Source organism: Streptomyces sp. NPDC127129 (assembly GCF_042671585.1).
In the GTDB taxonomy this organism is placed as follows: domain Bacteria; phylum Actinomycetota; class Actinomycetes; order Streptomycetales; family Streptomycetaceae; genus Streptomyces.
The window spans coordinates 1-17,842 of the sequence record NZ_JBHXTV010000008.1; the positions used below are offsets into that span (position 1 = coordinate 1).

Annotated in this window: 18 protein-coding genes and 1 pseudogene; 18 read left to right on the forward strand and 1 reads right to left on the reverse strand. The window is 72.4% G+C overall.

Annotation, left to right across the window (positions count from 1 at the left end):
- The 9 genes and pseudogenes from ACFVGW_RS16710 to ACFVGW_RS16750 form a co-directional block, all read left to right on the forward strand.
- Positions 1-256, forward strand: a pseudogene (locus tag ACFVGW_RS16710) (ABC transporter substrate-binding protein); the annotation flags it as partial.
- A gap of 85 nt (positions 257-341) precedes the next feature.
- Positions 342-1,421 carry a nitronate monooxygenase gene (locus ACFVGW_RS16715; protein ID WP_385852491.1) on the forward strand — a complete coding sequence of 360 codons (1,080 nt, stop codon included), beginning with the start codon at positions 342-344 and terminating at the stop codon, positions 1,419-1,421.
- On the forward strand, positions 1,418-2,161 hold the full coding sequence (locus ACFVGW_RS16720) for a 16S rRNA (uracil(1498)-N(3))-methyltransferase (protein WP_385852492.1): 744 nt from the start codon (positions 1,418-1,420) through the stop codon (positions 2,159-2,161). Before ACFVGW_RS16715 ends, ACFVGW_RS16720 begins: the two co-directional genes overlap by 4 nt.
- 113 nt (positions 2,162-2,274) lie before the next feature.
- Positions 2,275-3,642, forward strand: coding sequence for a tetratricopeptide repeat protein (locus tag ACFVGW_RS16725; protein ID WP_385852493.1), 1,368 nt, complete (start codon positions 2,275-2,277; stop codon positions 3,640-3,642).
- Positions 3,639-4,724, forward strand: a complete 1,086-nt coding sequence (locus tag ACFVGW_RS16730; protein WP_385852494.1) for a tetratricopeptide repeat protein — start codon at positions 3,639-3,641, stop codon at positions 4,722-4,724. The genes ACFVGW_RS16725 and ACFVGW_RS16730 overlap by 4 nt, the downstream gene beginning before the upstream one ends.
- Positions 4,724-5,812 carry a tetratricopeptide repeat protein gene (locus ACFVGW_RS16735; protein WP_385852495.1) on the forward strand — a complete coding sequence of 363 codons (1,089 nt, stop codon included), beginning with the start codon at positions 4,724-4,726 and terminating at the stop codon, positions 5,810-5,812. Before ACFVGW_RS16730 ends, ACFVGW_RS16735 begins: the two co-directional genes overlap by 1 nt.
- A 55-nt stretch (positions 5,813-5,867) precedes the next feature.
- Positions 5,868-6,227: a histidine triad nucleotide-binding protein gene (locus ACFVGW_RS16740; protein ID WP_352187950.1), complete on the forward strand. Its 360-nt coding sequence runs from the start codon at positions 5,868-5,870 to the stop codon at positions 6,225-6,227.
- Between the two features lie 3 nt (positions 6,228-6,230).
- Complete coding sequence (locus tag ACFVGW_RS16745; RefSeq protein ID WP_385852496.1) at positions 6,231-7,133, forward strand: ribonuclease Z; 903 nt, start codon at positions 6,231-6,233, stop codon at positions 7,131-7,133.
- 4 nt (positions 7,134-7,137) lie between these two features.
- On the forward strand, positions 7,138-8,136 hold the full coding sequence (locus ACFVGW_RS16750; RefSeq protein WP_385852497.1) for an adenosine deaminase: 999 nt from the start codon (positions 7,138-7,140) through the stop codon (positions 8,134-8,136).
- Between the two features lie 76 nt (positions 8,137-8,212).
- Here the strand turns inward: ACFVGW_RS16750 and ACFVGW_RS16755 are convergent, their stop codons facing one another.
- Positions 8,213-9,553: an MFS transporter gene (locus ACFVGW_RS16755; RefSeq protein ID WP_385852498.1), complete on the reverse strand. Its 1,341-nt coding sequence runs from the start codon at positions 9,551-9,553 to the stop codon at positions 8,213-8,215.
- A 258-nt stretch (positions 9,554-9,811) separates the two neighbouring features.
- Between ACFVGW_RS16755 and ACFVGW_RS16760 the strand changes: the two genes are divergently transcribed.
- From ACFVGW_RS16760 to ACFVGW_RS16800, 9 genes are all read left to right on the forward strand, one after another.
- A complete protein-coding gene (locus tag ACFVGW_RS16760) occupies positions 9,812-10,927 on the forward strand; it encodes a PfkB family carbohydrate kinase (protein WP_352187908.1) in 1,116 nt (371 codons plus the stop codon).
- Positions 10,928-11,033: 106 nt separating this feature from the next.
- Positions 11,034-12,056: a PhoH family protein gene (locus tag ACFVGW_RS16765; protein WP_352187909.1), complete on the forward strand. Its 1,023-nt coding sequence runs from the start codon at positions 11,034-11,036 to the stop codon at positions 12,054-12,056.
- A 28-nt stretch (positions 12,057-12,084) separates the two neighbouring features.
- Positions 12,085-12,582 (forward strand): rRNA maturation RNase YbeY, encoded by a 498-nt coding sequence (ybeY, locus tag ACFVGW_RS16770; protein ID WP_352187910.1) that lies wholly within the window; start codon positions 12,085-12,087, stop codon positions 12,580-12,582.
- Positions 12,583-12,589: 7 nt separating this feature from the next.
- Positions 12,590-13,897: a hemolysin family protein gene (locus ACFVGW_RS16775; RefSeq protein ID WP_352187911.1), complete on the forward strand. Its 1,308-nt coding sequence runs from the start codon at positions 12,590-12,592 to the stop codon at positions 13,895-13,897.
- Entirely contained in the window at positions 13,887-14,240 is a 354-nt protein-coding gene (locus ACFVGW_RS16780) for an MmcQ/YjbR family DNA-binding protein (RefSeq protein ID WP_383225624.1), read from the forward strand. Before ACFVGW_RS16775 ends, ACFVGW_RS16780 begins: the two co-directional genes overlap by 11 nt.
- Positions 14,241-14,466: 226 nt before the next feature.
- A complete protein-coding gene (locus tag ACFVGW_RS16785; RefSeq protein WP_385852499.1) occupies positions 14,467-15,192 on the forward strand; it encodes a hypothetical protein in 726 nt (241 codons plus the stop codon).
- A gap of 27 nt (positions 15,193-15,219) precedes the next feature.
- Positions 15,220-15,582, forward strand: a complete 363-nt coding sequence (locus ACFVGW_RS16790) for a cytidine deaminase (RefSeq protein ID WP_352187914.1) — start codon at positions 15,220-15,222, stop codon at positions 15,580-15,582.
- A gap of 228 nt (positions 15,583-15,810) precedes the next feature.
- A complete protein-coding gene (locus ACFVGW_RS16795) occupies positions 15,811-16,284 on the forward strand; it encodes a hypothetical protein (protein WP_385852500.1) in 474 nt (157 codons plus the stop codon).
- A gap of 195 nt (positions 16,285-16,479) precedes the next feature.
- On the forward strand, positions 16,480-17,811 hold the full coding sequence (locus ACFVGW_RS16800; protein WP_383225618.1) for a beta-xylosidase: 1,332 nt from the start codon (positions 16,480-16,482) through the stop codon (positions 17,809-17,811).
- The last annotated feature ends 31 nt before the right edge of the window (positions 17,812-17,842 follow it).

Below are 17,842 nucleotides of genomic sequence, written 5' to 3' on the forward strand. Positions count from 1 at the left end.
CAACAAGGACGCCCCGCATCCGGCGGCCGCCCGGCTGTGGCAGGAGTACCTCTACAGCGCCGAGGGCCAGAACCTCTGGCTCAAGGGACACGCCCGCCCGGTGCTGCTGCCCGTCATGACCGAGGACGGCACCGCCGACAAGGACGCCGTCACCAAGCTCCCGCAGGTCCAGGGCACCCCCGCCTTCCCGGCCTCCGCCGAGCTCGACCGGGCCAAGGCCACCCTCGCCGAGAAGTGGGACAAGGCCCTCTCCTGATGTCCACCACCACCCCCCGCGCGGCCCCCGGGCCCCCCCCGCGGGGGGGCGCGGCCCCCCCCCTTCCGTATGACACGATGCCTGCATGTCCACCGCGCTGATCGATCTCTCCCGATACCCGATCGTGCAGGCCCCCATGGCGGGTGGCGCGTCCTGCCCGGAGCTCGTCGGAGCCGTGTGTGCCGCGGGCGGGCTCGGGTTCCTCGCCGGGGGGTACAAGACCGCCGGCGGGCTGTACCAGGAGATCAAGCAGGTGCGCGGGCTGACCGGCGGGCCCTTCGGCGTCAACCTCTTCATGCCGCCCGGCGGGCAGCCCGCCGACCCGGCCGCCGTCGAGGTGTACCGGCACCAGCTCGCCGGGGAGGCCACCTGGTACGAGACGGCCCTCGGCGACCCGGACAACGGGCGCGACGACGCCTACGACGCCAAGCTCGCGATCCTGCTCGAAGACCCGGTCCCCGTCGTCTCGTTCACCTTCGGCTGCCCCGAACGGGACACCTTCGACGCCTTCGCCCGCGCGGGTACGTACACGATCGTCACCGTCATCTCCGCCGACGAGGCCCAGGCGGCCCAGCGGGCCGGCGCCGACGCCGTCTGCGTGCAGGGCGTGGAGGCCGGCGGACACCAGGGCACGCACCGCGACGACCCGGACGCCGCGCTCGCCGGGACCGGGCTCCTCACGCTCGTCACCCAGGTCCGGGAGGCCGTGCAGCTGCCGATCGTCGCGGCCGGCGGGATCATGCGCGGCGCGCAGATCGCCGCGGTCCTCGCCGCCGGTGCCGACGCCGCCCAGCTCGGCACCGCGTTCCTCGTGTGCCCCGAGTCGGGCGCGCACACGCTGCACAAGCAGGCCCTGACCAACCCCCTCTTCGTCCGCACCGAGCTCACCCGGGCCTTCTCCGGCCGCCCGGCGCGCGGGCTCGTCAACCGCTTCATGCGCGAGCACGGGCCGTACGCCCCCGCCGCCTATCCCGAGGTCCACCACCTCACCGCCCCCCTCCGCAAGGCCGCCGCCACCGCGGGCGACGCGCAGGGCATGGCCCTGTGGGCCGGCCAGGGGCACCGGCTGGCCCGCGAACTCCCCGCCGGCCGGCTCGTCGAGGTGCTGGCCGCCGAACTCGACACCGCACTCACCGCGCAGGCCCACAGGAGCAACGCCTCATGACCGCACCCGTCTTCGTCGTCGAGGCCGTTCCCGGCAACGGCCCCTTCCTCCTGGACGGCCCCGAGGGCCGTCACGCCGTTTCGGTGAAGCGGCTGCGCGCGGGGGAGGACGTCGTCCTCACCGACGGGCGGGGCGCCTGGGCCGACTGTGTGGTGCTCGGCGCCGAGGGCAAGGACCAGCTGACCGTCCAGGTCTCCGCCAGATACGAGGAGGCCGCGCCCGCGCCCCGTATCGCCGTCGTCCAGGCGCTGCCCAAGGGCGACCGCGGCGAACTGGCCGTCGAGATCATGACGGAGACCGGGGTCGACGCGATCGTGCCGTGGGCCGCGTCCCGCTGCATCACGCAGTGGAAGGGCGACCGCGGGCTCAAGGCCCTCGCCAAGTGGCGGGCCACCGCGCGCGAGGCCGGCAAGCAGTCCCGCCGCACGCGCTTCCCCGAGGTCGCCGACGCGATGACCACCAAGCAGGTCGCCGCGCTTCTCGCCGGCGCCGGCCTCGCCGCCGTGCTGCACGAGGACCGTGACCACCCGAGCGGCGCGCTCGCCGACGCCGAACTTCCCGCCGAGGGCGAGATCGTGCTCGTCGTCGGACCCGAAGGGGGCGTGTCCCCGGAGGAGTTGGCGGTCTTCGAGGCGGCGGGCGCGAAGCCGTACCGGCTCGGCCACAGCGTCCTGCGTACCTCTACGGCCGGTACGGCGGCCACGGCACTGCTCCTCGGCCGCACGGGCCGCTGGAGCTAGGGCCGGCCGGTGGCCCGATGCGCCCACGGTATGCGCGGAACCCGGTGGTGCGGCGAAGGGGATTCCGGGAACCCGGTGGGCGCGCAAGGCGGGCCGGTTCATAGGGTGACCGCATGTCCGACGAGTCTCCTCTGATCCGTAGTCTGCGCGCCGCGGTCGCCGCCGCGCCCGAAGACGTGCCCCTGCGGCTGCACTTCGCCGAACTGCTCCTCGCCGAGGGGCGCGGCGACGAGGCCGTCACCGAGGCCGCCGTAGCGCTCCAGCGCGCGCCGGGTGACGAGGCGGCGCGTGCGCTGATGCTCCGCGCGATGGGACACCCCGCCGTACCCGACGCGGCCCCGGCGACCCCACCGGCCCCAGTGGCTCCGGCAGCCACCGAGGCCCCGGCAGCCACCGTCGACCCGGCGGCCCCCGCCGCCCCCGCGGCCGACGACGCGCCCGCCCGGTCCTCCTCCTTCGACTGGAACGCCGCCGAGCAGGAGGTCGGGGACCTCGTCGGGCCCCGGTTCGTCGAGAGCGGCAACGACGGCACCCCCGACGGCGACCTGGAGCAGCCGCTCACCTCCGACGGCGGCGGAGACCCCGGGGACGCCTCGGCCTGGGACATCGACGCCCCCGGCTCCGTACGCCTCGCCGACGTCGGCGGCATGCAGGAGGTCAAGGACCGCCTGGAGGCCGCCTTCCTCGCCCCCATGCGCAACCCCGAACTCCGCAAGCTGTACGGCAAGTCCCTGCGCGGCGGCCTGCTCCTGTACGGCCCGCCCGGCTGCGGCAAGACCTTCATCGCCCGCGCCGTCGCCGGCGAACTCGGCGCGAGCTTCATGTCGATCTCGCTCTCCGACATCCTCGACATGTACATCGGCACGTCCGAGAAGAACGTCCACGACATCTTCGAGACCGCCCGCGCCCAGGCCCCGTGCGTCGTCTTCCTCGACGAGCTGGACGCCCTCGGCGCCAAGCGCTCCCGTACGCACCACAGCGGACTGCGCAACGTCGTCAACCAGCTGCTCACCGAGCTCGACGGAGTCGACGGGGCCGAGAACGAGGGCGTGTTCGTCCTCGCCGCCACCAACGTCCCCTGGGACGTGGACCTCGCGCTGCGCCGCCCCGGCCGCCTCGACCGGACCCTGCTCGTGCTGCCGCCCGACGCTCCGGCCCGCGAGGCGATCCTCCGCTACCACCTGCGCGAGCGCCCCATCGAGTCGGTCGACCTCGGCAAGCTCGTCAAGATCACCGAGGATTTCTCGGGAGCCGACCTCGCCCATCTCTGCGAGACCGCCGCCGAGTCGGCCCTCCTCGACTCCGCCCGCACGGGCACCGTCCGCATGATCAACATGAAGGACCTGCTGGGCGCGGCGAAGCAGCTGAAGCCGTCGAGCGAGTCCTGGTTCGCCTCCGCCCGCAACGTGGCGATGTTCGCCAACGACGGCGGGATGTACGACGACCTCGTCACCTATCTGAAGAAGAAGCGGAAGCTGTGAGCGTGAAGCACCCGCAGTTCGAACAGGCCGAGCTGCTGTACGACATGGGCCGGTACGGCGAGAGCCGGGAACGGGTCGCCCGATGCATCGCCGAGGCACCCGACGACCACCACGCGCTGGTGCTGCTCGCCCGCTGCCTCATCGCCGAGGAGCGGTACGCCGAGGGCCAGGCCGCCGCCGACGCGGCGCTGACCCACGCCCCCGACTTCGCCTTCGGGCACTACATCCGCGGTGTCGCGCTGCGGCGGCAGGGGCGGTCCCACGACGCCGAGGAGGCGATGCGGGAGACCATCCGTCTCGACCCGGACTACTGGGCGCCGCGTGCCGTGCGTGCCGAACTCATGCCCTTCGTGCGCGACCGGTTCCCGGGCGGCGACGCGGCGGCGGTCGCCGAGGGGCTCGCGGAGGCCCAGGAGGCCGTCAGGCTGGGGCCGGACGAGACCCGCGCGTGGGAGGCGCTGTACAAGCTCGCCCTTTTCAACCGGCGCCCCGACCTCGCCGACGAGGCCGTCCGGCAGCTCCTGCGGATCGACCCCACCAACACCCTCGCCGTGACGATGGCCACCGAGGACGAGGCCGCCAAGCCCGGCACCTCCGCCGCCCAGGCTGCCGACCTGTACGCCGGCGGCCTCGCCGCCGCCCCCGACTCCAACTGGCTGCGCAGGGACCTCGACAAGGCCGTCTACCGGATGCTGCGGGGGACGCGCTGGCTCGCGCTGCTCTGCCTGGCCCTGGCGGGTGTCACCCTCGACATCTTCCCGACCGACGGCGAGGAGCCGAAGGAACTCCCCATCGACCTCGGCACCCGGCTCTGGGCGCTCGCGCTGATGGCGGCGGTGTGGGGCTTCGGCGCCCTGCGCCGCTACCGGCGGATGCGCACCGGCGCCCAGCTGACCGTACGCGCGCTCGTGCGGAGGCTGTTCTGGCCGCGGGTCGTCCTCGCGCAGGCCACCCTCGCGACCCTCTGCGCCCTGGTGATGCTCCTCGTGCCGTGGACCGACCGCACGATCCCGCAGATCCTGTTCTGGGTGGGACTCGTACCGAACCTGCTCAGCATCACCCATGACCGGGACAAGGTCTGATGGACCCCACCCTGGACAGGGCCGACGCCCTCTTCGACGTGGGGCGGTACGAGCAGGCCGCCGCCCTCGCCGCCCAGCATCTGGCCACCGACCCGCAGGACGCCGCCGCGCTGGTCCTGCTGGCCCGCTGCCGGCACCGGATGGGCCGCGAAGAGGAGGCCTTCGATGCGGTCGAGGCGGCCCTGCTCGCCGAACCGGACTCGCTGCCGGCCTGGCTGATGCGTACCCACGTCCTGCTCGCGCTGAAGGAGTACGAGGAGGCGGAGCTGTCCGCCCGGTACGCCGTCGAACTCGCGCCGCAGTACTGGGGCAGCCACTACGCCCTCGGCACCGTCCTCGACCGTTCCGTCCGCGTCGAGCGCCGGCGCGAGGCGTACGAAGCGGCCCGGACCGCCGTCTCGCTCGGCCCCGAGGAGAGCGACGCCCACTTCCTCGTCGGCCTCACCGCCCAGCGCACCGGCAACCACCGAGTCGCCCGGCAGGCCTACGAGACGGCGCTGCGCCTCGATCCGCAGAGCAGCGAGGCCCACAACAACCTCTCCCTGCTGCATCTGCGCCGCCGCTGGTTCCGGCCGGGGGCGTGGACCAAGGCCGCCGAGGGCTTCGTCGAGTCGGCGGCGCTGGACATGAACGACCGCCAGGCCCGCTACAACCTGGAGACCATGGCCTGGGGCACCGCCGCGGGAGCCCGCTGGGTCGCCCTGGCCGGCTTCCTCGCCGCCGGCCTCGGCTCCGCGCCGCTCCGCAGCGGCGGCTCGGGCGGCGACGCCCTGGTCCCGTACCTGATCGGCGCGGTCGTCCTCGTCGGCGGCTGGGCGGGCTGGGCGGTGTGGATCACCCGGCGCGTACCGCCGAGGCTGCGCCGCCCGCTGCTCCTCGTGGCACGCAACTGCCGGCCCGTGCTCGCCATGGTGACCGCCGTCGCACTGCTCGGGCTCCACTCGGCCGTGTCGCTGGCCATGGTGACGGTGGACGCGTCCGTCGTCGGGGCGCTCGGCTATCCGCTCTTCTGGATCGTGATCATCACCTACTGGGTCAGCCGCTCCGCCCTGCAGCGCCGCGCCCCCGGACCCGAGCGCGGTCGGTGACACGGCCGATACGATGCCGGAGTATCTGATCTTCCGAGGCGAGGAGGCCCGGGCCATGGCCGGAGAGCCGCAGAGCGACTGCCTGTTCTGCAAGATCGCGGACGGGGAGGTTCCGGCGACGATCGTGCGTGAGACGGAGACCACCCTCGCCTTCCGGGACATCAACCCCCAGGCGCCCACGCACGTGCTCGTCATCCCGCGCGTCCACTACCCCGACGCCGCCAGCCTCGCCGCCGCCGCGCCGACCATCGCCGCGGACGTGCTGCGCGAGGCCGGCGAGATCGCCGCGCAGGAGAAGGTCGACGGCACCGGCTTCCGCATCGTCTTCAACACCGGGGCCGGCGCGGGCCAGACCGTCTTCCACGCCCACGCGCACGTCCTCGGCGGCCGCGGTCTCAACTGGCCCCCCGGATAAGACGTGTCCGTACGTGAACTCGTCGTGCTCGGGACAGCCAGCCAGGTCCCGACCCGGCACCGCAACCACAACGGCTACCTGCTGCGCTGGGACGGCCAGGGCATCCTGTTCGATCCCGGCGAGGGCACCCAGCGCCAGATGCTGCGGGCCGGGGTCGCCGCGCACGACATCGACCGGATCTGCGTCACGCACTTCCACGGCGACCACTCGCTCGGCCTGGCCGGGGTGATCCAGCGGATCAACCTCGACCAGGTCCCGCACCCCGTCACCGCGCACTACCCGGCGAGCGGGCAGCGGTTCTTCGAGCGGCTGCGGTACGCGACGGCCTACCGCGAGACGGTGAAGCTGACGGAGGCCCCGGTGGACGCCGACGGGCCCCTCGCGGTGACCGACTCGTACACCCTCGAGGCGTACCTGCTCTCGCACCCGGTGGAGTCGTACGGCTACCGGATCACCGAGCCCGACGGGCGCCGCATCCTGCCCGAGCGGCTCGCCGCGCACGGCATCAAGGGCCCGGATGTCGGCCGGATCCAGCGCGAGGGCGTCCTGGACGGCGTGACGCTGGACGAGGTCAGCGAGGTCCGGCGCGGGCAGCGGTTCGCGTTCGTCATGGACACCCGGCTCTGCGACGGCGTGCACGCGCTCGCCGAGGGCGCCGACATGCTCGTCATCGAGTCGACCTTCCTCGACGAGGACGTCCGCCTCGCCACCGACCACGGCCATCTGACGGCCGGACAGGCCGCCGCCGTCGCCCGCGACGCGGGGGTGCGGCACCTCGTCCTGACCCACTTCTCGCAGCGGTACGGCGACCCCGCCGAGTTCGAACGGCAGGCGCGGGCGGCCGGGTTCGAAGGCGAGCTGAGCATTGCCCAGGACCTCATGAGGGTCCCCCTACCGAAAAGATAGATCCATGCCCCTCCCCAAGGCCGAACTCCACCTCCACATCGAAGGCACCCTCGAACCCGAGCTGGCGTTCGCGCTCGCCGCGCGCAACGGCGTCACCCTGCCGTACGCGGACACCGAGGAGCTGCGCAAGGCGTACCTCTTCAGCGATCTGCAGTCGTTCCTCGACCTGTACTACGGGCTGATGGCCGTGCTCCACAGGGCCGAGGACTTCACCGAGCTGGCCGACGCGTATCTGGCGCGGGCCGCGGCGCAGGGGGTGCGGCACGCCGAGATCTTCTTCGACCCGCAGGCGCACACGGCGCGCGGGATCCCGATCGGCACCGTGATCGAGGGCCTGGCCCGCGCGCTCGACGGGGCGGAGGAGCGGCACGGTGTCTCGACGCGGCTGATCATGTGCTTCCTGCGCGACGAGTCCGCCGAGTCGGCGCTGGCGACGCTGGAGGCCGCGCGGCCGTATCTGCACCGGATCACGGGAGTCGGCCTGGACTCGGCGGAGGTGGGGCACCCGCCGTCGAAGTTCCGCGAGGTGTTCGCCGCGGCGGAGGCGCTCGGTCTGCGCAAGGTCGCGCACGCGGGCGAGGAGGGCCCGCCGGCGTACATCCGCGAGGCGCTGGACGTCCTCGGCGTGGAGCGGATCGACCACGGGCTGCGCTGCATGGAGGACCCGGAGCTGGTGTCACGCCTCGTGCGGGAGCGGGTCCCGCTCACGCTCTGCCCGCTGTCGAACGTACGCCTGAGGGCGATCGACGTCCTGGAGGACCACCCGCTGGCCTCGATGCTGGACGCGGGTCTGATGGCGACGGTCAACTCGGACGACCCTGCGTACTTCGGCGGCTACGTGGGCGACACGTTCGACGCGGTGCGCGGTGCGCTGGGCCTCGACCGGGAGCAGCTGCGGACGCTGGCCCGCAACTCCTTCGAGGCGTCGTTCCTGGACGACGACGAGGACCGCAGGGCGCGGTACGTGGCCGAGGTCGAGGCGTACGACTTCGACGCGGAGTGAGGCGTACGGAGCCGAGGACAGGGACGGGCCGGCCGGGCGCCGGGCCCCCGCCCGGCCGTTGTCTTCAGGACGGTCCCTAGCCCCGGTCGCTCGGGCGGGCCAGGCGGAAGGACCGGCGGTCGGCGCGGCGGCGGGAAGGGACCGGGATCTCGGTGACCTCCTGCTCGGGGGCGCCCATCTGCGGCACCAGGCCCGTCGCGGCGGTCGTCGTGCCCGCGAGCACCGCCGCCGGGGCGCCGCCGCGACGGCGCACGGAGCCGGGGACCAGCGGCCGGCCGGAGGTGTGCAGCGCGACCGCCGTCATCGGGACCGCGACCAGCAGGAGCAGGACGCACAGGACCAGGCCCATGCCCGGGTATCCGGCCTGCTCGGACAGGACGCTGCCTGCGACCGGCCCACAGGCCACGCCCAGGGAGGACGCCGAGCCCACCAGCACGGCCCAGCGGCCGCGCGGGTCCAGGGACGCGGCGAGACCGAGCAGGTACGACAGGACGACCGGGTAGAAGACGTTCCAGAGGATCTCGCCGGTCGCGAAGGCGGCCAGGTTCTCCGCGCGTGAGCTGATCAGTACGCACCCGGCGATGATCGCCGTGCCCGCCCCGACCGGCGCGGCCCGGCCGATCCGCGAGCCGAGCGCCCCCGCGGCCGTCACGCCCGCGAGCCCGGCCCCCAGGGCCACCGCGAAGACGGCGCCGACGGTGACCTCGCTCAGCCCGGCCTGGGTGAGTCCGATCCGGCCGCTCACGCCCCAGAGTGCGTTCTGCGCCATGGACCAGCACAGGATCGCCCCGGCGAGGACGAGACCGGAGCGCCGGTGGGGGAGCGGGGAGCCCCCGCCCCGGACCGGCTCCGCGGCGGCCGGGCGTCCGCCCCCACCCGCCAGGCCGCCCGCCAAGCCGCGCGTCAGGGGCCAGACCAGCGCCGCCGCCACGGCGATGGACGCGAACGGCAGCGCGTGGCCGCCGCCGAGGTGGGGGAGCGACAGGTAGAGCGCGCCGGCCGTCGCCGAGACCGAGAGCAGGCCGAGCGTCGAGGCCCGGTGCGGGTCCCGCTGAGACGCGATGCCCGCCGCGGCCACCGCCAGCGTCGTACCGGAACCGAAGCCGCCGAGCACCGCGCCGCCGACCACCTGCGGAACGCTCGTGGTCAGCGCCGCCGAGCCGTAGCCGGCGACCATGGCGAGCAGGCCGATGCGGGCCGCCCGGCGCGGGCCGAGCCGCTCCACGCGCGCGGCCAGCGTGAACCCGGCCGAGGCGGAGGAGAGGAGCAGCACCGAGCCGACCAGGCCCGCCTGGGCCGGGGTGAGGCCGAGCCCGGCGGAGAGTCTGCCGACGACGGTCGGGAGCAGGTACGGAGCGAGATAACCGGCCGTGAACAGGGCGACAAGGGGCCCCAGGGCACGCGGGCGCGACGACATGGGTGTTCCAGGGAACGGGAGGTATGGGAGGGGCGCCCGGTGTTGCACGGGATCGCGGGACATATCTATCAAGCGGGCGGGGGCCCGCAGAAGCCCGAAAGGGAAGGAAACCCGGCATTCGGCATGTGATCTGAGTCACTATGGGTTTGGGCCCTGATTCCCCGGGTAACCGCAGCCGTTTTTCATCTCGCCGCACCCGCCACTCAGGCCCCATCGGGCACACTTGACCTGATCCGCACCACGTTCGGGGAGCCTGCCGTGACCACAGCAAGGGGAGACCAGCAACGCGACGCGGGAGTCGACCCGTTGGTGCGTCTGCGCGAGCCCACCGACCCCGCCTGCGACGTCTTCCTCACCGGCACGGTCTTCCTCGACATCATCTTCACCGGCCTCGACTGCGCCCCCGTGCGCGGCACCGAGTCCTGGGCCAGGGGCATGGGTTCCAGCCCCGGCGGCGTCGCCAACATGGCCACCGCGCTCGCCCGCCTCGGCCTGCGCACCTCGCTCGCCGCCGCGTTCGGGGACGACCACTACGGCGAGTACTGCTGGGACGCCCTGGAGCAGGGCGAGGGCATCGACCTCTCGCTCTCCCGCACCGTGCCCGGCTGGCACTCCCCGGTCACCGTCTCCATGGCGTACGAGGGCGAGCGCACGATGGTCTCCCACGGCCACGAGGCCCCGCCCCTGGACGGCGCCCTGCCCGCCTACCCGCCGCACGCCCGGGCCGCCGTCGCCTCGCTCGCGCCGGGCCGCGGGGAGGAGTGGGTCGCCCAGGCCGCGCGGGGCGGCGCACGGGTCTTCGCCGACGTCGGCTGGGACGACACCGGCCGCTGGGACCTGAACGGTCTGACCGACCTGGAGCACTGCGAGGCGTTCCTGCCCAACGCCCAGGAGGCCATGCGCTACACCCGCACCGACTGCCCGAGGGCCGCCGCCCGCGCGCTCGCCGACAAGGTCCGCTACGCCGTGGTCACCCTCGGCGCGGAGGGCGCGTACGCCGTCGACGGCGCCACCGGCGAGACCGCGGAGGTGCCGGCCATCGAGGTGGCAGCCCTGGACCCGACCGGCGCCGGCGATGTGTTCGTGGCCGGTTTCGTCACCGGCACCCTCGCGGACTGGCCCCTCGCCGACCGGCTGGCCTTCGCCGGACTGATCGCCGCGCTCTCGGTCCAGGAGTTCGGCGGCTCGCTCTCCGCGCCCGGCTGGGGCGAGGTCGCCACCTGGTGGGAGCACGTCCAGGAGCACGTCTGCCAGGACCCGGAGGCCCTGCGAGACCGGTACGCCTTCCTGGAGCGGCTCCTCCCGGCCGCGACCCGGCCCTGGCCCCTGCGCCGCGCGGTCCCGACGATCGGGTTCAGAGCGGCCCCGTCGTAAAAGCCTTCGGCCGTGTCAGTGACAAGTCGTAGGCTTGGTATCCCAGAGGTTGTCGAGCAGCGAGAACCCTGCAACGGGAGGTATGTGCAGGCCACAGTGCCGGCCCATGACTCAGACACCCACAGCCCCCAAGGGCGCGCCGGGCGAGGCCCGCGCCCACTTCACCGTCCCCGCCAAGCATCCGATGGTGACCGTTCTCGGCTCCGGTGACGCACTCCTGCGCGTGATCGAGAAGGCGTTCCCGAAGACCGACATCCATGTCCGGGGCAACCAGGTCAGCGCGGTGGGCGAGGCGACGGAAGTCGCTCTCATCCAGAGACTGTTCGACGAGATGATGCTGGTGCTCCGCACCGGACAGCCGATGACGGAGGACGCAGTGGAACGCTCGATCGCCATGCTCAGGGCGAGCGAGAACGGCAAGGCGGAGGACGGCCAGGAGACCCCGGCCGAGGTGCTCACGCAGAACATCCTCTCCAGCCGCGGTCGCACCATCCGCCCCAAGACCCTCAACCAGAAGCGGTACGTCGACGCGATCGACAAGCACACGATCGTCTTCGGCATCGGCCCCGCGGGCACCGGCAAGACGTACCTGGCCATGGCCAAGGCGGTCCAGGCCCTGCAGTCCAAGCAGGTCACCCGGATCATCCTGACCCGGCCGGCCGTCGAGGCGGGCGAGCGGCTCGGCTTCCTGCCCGGCACGCTCTACGAGAAGATCGACCCGTACCTGCGCCCGCTCTACGACGCCCTGCACGACATGCTCGACCCGGACTCGATCCCGAAGCTGATGGCCTCGGGCACGATCGAGGTCGCGCCGCTGGCGTACATGCGAGGACGGACGCTCAACGACGCGTTCATCATCCTCGACGAGGCGCAGAACACGAGCCCCGAGCAGATGAAGATGTTCCTCACCCGCCTCGGCTTCGATTCCAAGATCGTCATCACCGGTGACATCACCCAGGTCGACCTGCCCGGCAGCACGAAGAGCGGTCTGCGCCAGGTCCGCGACATCCTGGACGGTGTCCCCGACGTCCACTTCTCGGCGCTCACCTCCCAGGATGTCGTCCGGCACAAGCTCGTCGGCCGTATCGTCGACGCGTACGAGCAGTACGACAGCCGAAACGGCCTGTGACATCCCGAAGCTGGAGCAGACGAGCACCATGTCGATCGACGTCAACAACGAGTCCGGAACCGAGGTCGACGAGCAGGCGATCCTCGACATCGCCCGCTACGCCCTCGCGCGGATGCGCATCCACCCGCTCTCCGAACTCTCGGTGATCGTCGTGGACGCCGAGGCGATGGAGCAGCTCCACATCCAGTGGATGGACCTCCCTGGCCCGACGGACGTCATGTCCTTCCCGATGGACGAGCTGCGCCCGCCCACGAAGGACGACGAGGAGCCCCCGCAGGGCCTCCTCGGCGACATCGTGCTCTGCCCCGAGGTCGCCACCCAGCAGGGCAAGGACGCGCCGACGCAGCACTCCATGGACGAGGAGCTCCAGCTCCTCACCGTCCACGGAGTGCTGCACCTGCTGGGCTACGACCACGAGGAGCCGGACGAGAAGGCCGAGATGTTCGGCCTCCAGGCGGCGATCGTCGACGGCTGGCGCGCGGAGAAGGGCCTGACCGGCCCCTCCCCGGCGCCCACCGTCTCCTGAGCCCCCGATGGACGCATCGCTCATCCTCGGTGCCGTCGGCCTGGTCATCGTCGCCTGGCTGGCCGCCTGCGCCGAGGCCGGCATCGCCAGGGTCTCCAGTTTCCGCGCCGCCGAGGCCGTACGGTCGGGGCGGCGCGGCGCCGAGAAGCTGGCGCAGGTCGCCGCCGACCCGACCCGCTATCTCAACGTGGCGCTGCTCGTCCGCGTCGCCTGCGAGATGGCGGCCGGGGTCCTCGTCACGTACGCCTGCCTGGAGGAGTTCTCCGAGACCTGGCAGGCCCTGCTCGTCGCCATCGTGGTGATGGTGCTCGTCTCGTACGTCGCCGTCGGCGTCTCTCCGCGCACCATCGGCCGGCAGCACCCGCTGAACACGGCGACCGCCTCCGCGTACGTCCTGCTGCCGCTGGCCCGCGTCATGGGCCCGATCCCGCAGCTGCTCATCCTCGTCGGCAACGCGCTCACCCCCGGCAAGGGCTTCCGCAAGGGACCCTTCGCCTCCGAGGCCGAGCTGCGGGCGATGGTCGACCTGGCCGAGCAGGAGTCGCTGATCGAGGACGACGAACGCCGGATGGTGCACTCCGTCTTCGAGCTCGGCGACACGCTCGTACGGGAGGTCATGGTGCCGCGCACCGACCTCATCTGCATCGAGCGGTACAAGACGGTCCGTCAGGCGCTGACGCTCGCGCTGCGGTCCGGCTTCTCGCGGATCCCCGTCACGGGTGAGAACGAGGACGACATCGTCGGCATCGTGTATCTGAAGGACCTGGTCCGCAAGACGCACATCAACCGGGACGCCGAGGCGGACCTCGTGTCCACGGCGATGCGGGCGGCCGCCTTCGTGCCGGACACCAAGAACGCGGGCGACCTGCTCCGCGAGATGCAGCAGGAGCGCAACCACGTCGCCGTCGTCATCGACGAGTACGGCGGCACGGCCGGGATCGTGACGATCGAGGACATCCTGGAGGAGATCGTCGGGGAGATCACCGACGAGTACGACCGGGAGCTTCCGCCGGTCCAGGAGCTGGGCGACGACCGCTTCCGGGTCACCGCCCGTCTCGACATCGGCGACCTCGGCGAGCTGTACGGCTTCGGCCCGGACGAGTACGACGACGAGGACGTGGAGACGGTCGGCGGACTCCTGGCCAAGGCGCTCGGCCGGGTGCCGATCTCGGGCGCCAAGGCGGTCGTGGAGCTGCCCGACGGGCGCTCCCTGCGGCTGACCGCCGAGTCCCCGGCGGGCCGGCGGAACAAGATCGTGACGGTGCTCGTGGAGCCCGTGCCCGCCGCATCCGAAGGGACCGGGGATGACGCCTGACCAGCTGCGCGCGTTCTGCCTGGAGTTCAACGACGCGACGGAGGAGTTCCCCTTCGGGCCGGACACCTCCGTCTTCAAGGTCGCCGGGAAGATGTTCGCGCTGTCCTGGCTGGACGGCAGACCTCTGCGTGTCAACCTCAAGTGCGAGCCCGAGGAGGCCGTGCGGCTCCGCGAGGAGTACCCGGCGGTCGCCCCCGGCTACCACATGAACAAGCGCCACTGGAACACGGTGACCGTCGGCGAGCTCCCGGACCGCATGGTCCGGGAGCTCGTCGAGGACTCCTACGACCTGGTGGTCGCGGGCCTCCCGAAGGCGGTCCGGCTCCGCCTCGACCGGCCGTAGCGCAGGTCGCGCGGCGCCCTGCCCGCCCGGAGGGGCGCCGCGGGGCGCCGTACCCGATCGCGTTCCGGCCAGGCTCGTTCGGGGCCGGGGATGGATGCCCCGGGGATGGATGCCCCGGGCACAGGAATGTCACAGCGGCCGGATATTCTCCTGGCGATCCGGCCGTCCCCCTCCCTCCGGTGCCGGTTAGTCACATCACTCGCACCTGCAAGGGGTTCTCTCCATCATGCGTACTCGCATCCGCCACGGCTTCGCCGCCGCCCTCACCGTCTCCGCGCTCTCCCTCGTCGCCGCGTGCGGTGGCGGCGACACCAAGGACGACGCCAAGAAGGACGCCGACAAGCCGGCCGCCACCACGTCCGCGGCTCCCACCTCCGCGGCTCCCGCCACGCCGCTGACGGCCGCCCAGATGAAGGCCGGCATCCTCGAGGTGAAGGACCTGCCGTCCGGCTGGAAGACCACCAAGCACGAGTCGACCTCGTCGGTCTACAAGGTGGACAAGCCCGCCTGCCAGCCGCTCGCCCCCATGCTGGGCGGCGACATCGCCGGCGCCACCAAGGGCGCCACCGGCGACTTCGCCGTGGGCAACAACGACTCCGAGATCACCGAGGAGATCGTGACCTTCGACGGCACCGGCGCCGCGGACTACATCAAGAAGCTCGGCGGCGCGCTGGACGCCTGCCCCGACTTCACCACCGAGGCCGACGGCACGAAGATGAAGGTCGCGGTCAAGAAGATCACCGCCCCGCAGGGGGTGGAGGAGGCGCTCGCCTTCCAGCTGTCGCTGGAGGTCGCGCCCGGGATGAAGATCGAGCCGAACCTCATCGTCGTCCGCCAGGGCACCGGTGTGATGCGGTTCCTGCACCTCGCCGACGCCGCCACCGCCAAGAAGGACTTCGACGGCCTCGCCAAGCTCGCCACCGACAAGTTCGTGAAGGGCGCGCAGAGCTGATCCCGGGCCCCGACCTATCCTCGGGGCATGACGAATCAGCCTGACCACGGCGCCCTCGGCGCCGAGGACCTCAAGATCATCACGCTGGCGCGCAGCGCCCGCGCCCGCAACGGTGTGCCCGAGGGCGCGGCGGTACGGGACGAGACCGGTCGCACGTACGTGGCCGGGACCGTGGCCCTGGAGTCGCTCAAGCTGAGCGCGCTGCAGACCGCGGTCGCGATGGCCGTGGCCAGTGGCGCCCAGTCCCTGGAGGCCGCGGCCGTCGTCTCGACCGCCGACGCGGCGTCGGACGAGGACCGTGCGGCGGTACGCGACCTCGGTGGTCCGGACACCCCCGTCCTGCTCGCCGGGCCCGACGGGCAGCTGCGCGTCGCGGTCACGGCGGGCTGAGGTCCAGGCGGGCCGAGGTCCAGCGGGCTGAGGTCCAGGCGGACAGGAAAGGGGGCTCGGCAGCATGCCGGGCCCCCTTTGCGCGTTTGTGAAAAATCAACGAAACGTCTCTTGTCTTCCCCGGTCCGGTGCGCGTCAATGACAGCGGTCCGTCCGACGGACCGTCAGATCTACGCCTCACGCAGCGTCCGCACCCCTGCGTGCTTCATCGGGAAGGGGTGCGACCTCATGAGAGGCAGCAACTTAGGAATCGGTGCCGTCCTCGCGGGCGCGCTCGCCGTGACCGGACTCGCCTTCGCCCCGGCGGCCGCCGCCGTGACGCCGGGGAGCGCCACGGCGACGTACGACTGCGGGTTCTGGGGCGGAGGGCTCGCCACCCTCCAGGCCACCCAGAGCGGTACGGCCGCGACGATCACCCTCACCTCGGCCGTCAAGACGCCGGTCGCGGTCGGCGCCGACACCATCAAGGCCCAGCTGACGATGGCCAAGGGAGGTGGCGGCACCCGCGTGTTCAGCGGCACCAGGAACCCGGCCCTGGCGGCGAACCAGTCCGTCACCATCGGTCCGCTCAGCGGGACCGTGGCAGCCGGTGACAGTCTCAACTCGTACTTCGCCGGCACCGCGCTCACCATGACGATCTTCGGCGTGACCGTGAACTGTGACGCGGTCACCTCGCAGTCGCCCGGGCCGTTCGTCTTCTGACGGGCCCTGTCGCACCACTCGCCGGCGTCGCCTCGGGCGGCGCCGGTACCTGTGTTGCGCACGCGTCTGACCAGGCAAAACGTCGATCTTGACAGCATCTGATGGGCCATCAGTCGGTGCATTTCGATTCCATTGACTTCTCCTCACGCGCGGCCGTCAATGGCGCCCTCTCATCCCTCAGGAGGGGGCACACACATGGCTTTGAGAAACCCGCCCCGAAGACGGCGCTGGACCGCCGCCCTCGGGGCCACCGCCCTCGTGTTCGGCGTCGCCGGCGCACTGGCGTCACCGGCCGGAGCGCTGCCCGCGTCCCAGGCGGTGGACTTCACGACCCGCTGCGTCCCGCCGCCGATCGCCGGCATCCCGCCCATCGAAGGCACCACGACGGCGGAGATCACGGTCGACAAGCCCACGCCCAAGGTCGGCGACACCGTCACGGTCACCTACACCGTCACCAAGCCGGCCGCGTCGAACCCCGTCGACCTGGCCCTTCCGGCCGACATCATGACCCCGAGCGGCAAGGTCGTCCTCGGCGGCGCCCAGTCCGGCGCGGTCACCGTCACCGGGCCCAAGAAGAACCCGCCGGTCCCCGGCAAGGGCGCCTTCCCGGCGTTCTCGATGACCGGTACGTTCACGGTCACCGCGCCCGGCTCGATCAGCCTGTCGCCCGGCGACTACAACATCCACACCAGCTACATCATGGAGCTGGACACCCCCTGTACCGTCCTGAACCCGCCCGCCCCCGTCTCCGAGACGGTCGTCGCGAGCGCGCAGCCGGGAGCCAACGAGCGCAACATCGCGCTCGACGCGGCCTCCGGCGCACCGGGCGCCCGGACCACCGTGACCGGCGCCAAGTTCACGCCGCTCGCCGAGGTCACCGTCGTCGGCCGGTCCGGCGCGGCGGAGACCGCCGACAGGATGACCGTCACGACCGACAGCGCGGGCGGGTTCGTCGCCCGCCTGAAGGTCAACGACAAGGCGACCACCGGGATCGTGGCGTACGAGGGTGCGGCCTGGGACCCGGAGAAGGGTGCCGGACCCGCCGCGTACACCGTCATCGACGACACCCCGCAGCCGCCGAACAGCCAGAAGCTCACGGCGTCCGTCGCGGCGGGGCAGCTGTCGATGACCCAGGCCGGTGACGCCGTCCAGCTGTCGTCCGTCGACTTCGGTCAGGGCGGCGCGGCCACCGGCGATCTGAAGACGGTGACGGTCAAGGACTTCCGCGGCGGCCCCGCGGGCTGGTCCCTGACCGGCAAGGTCACCGACTTCACCGGACCCGGCGGCTCCATCGGCGCCGGAGCCCTCAGCTGGACCCCGGCCTGCACCACCAAGGCCGGCAGCCCGAGCACCTGCGTACCCGGCTCGGCGGGAACGGTCGGCAGCGGCGGGGCGACCCTCGCCTCGACCCCGAACGGCACGCTCACCGGCGGTGAGTTCACCGTCGACGCCAAGGTCTCCCTCGACGTCCCGGCGTTCACCGCGCCCGGCTCGTACGCGGGCGTCCTGACGCTCACGCTCAGCTGATCCTCGGCACACACACGGCGGGCCGGGCGCG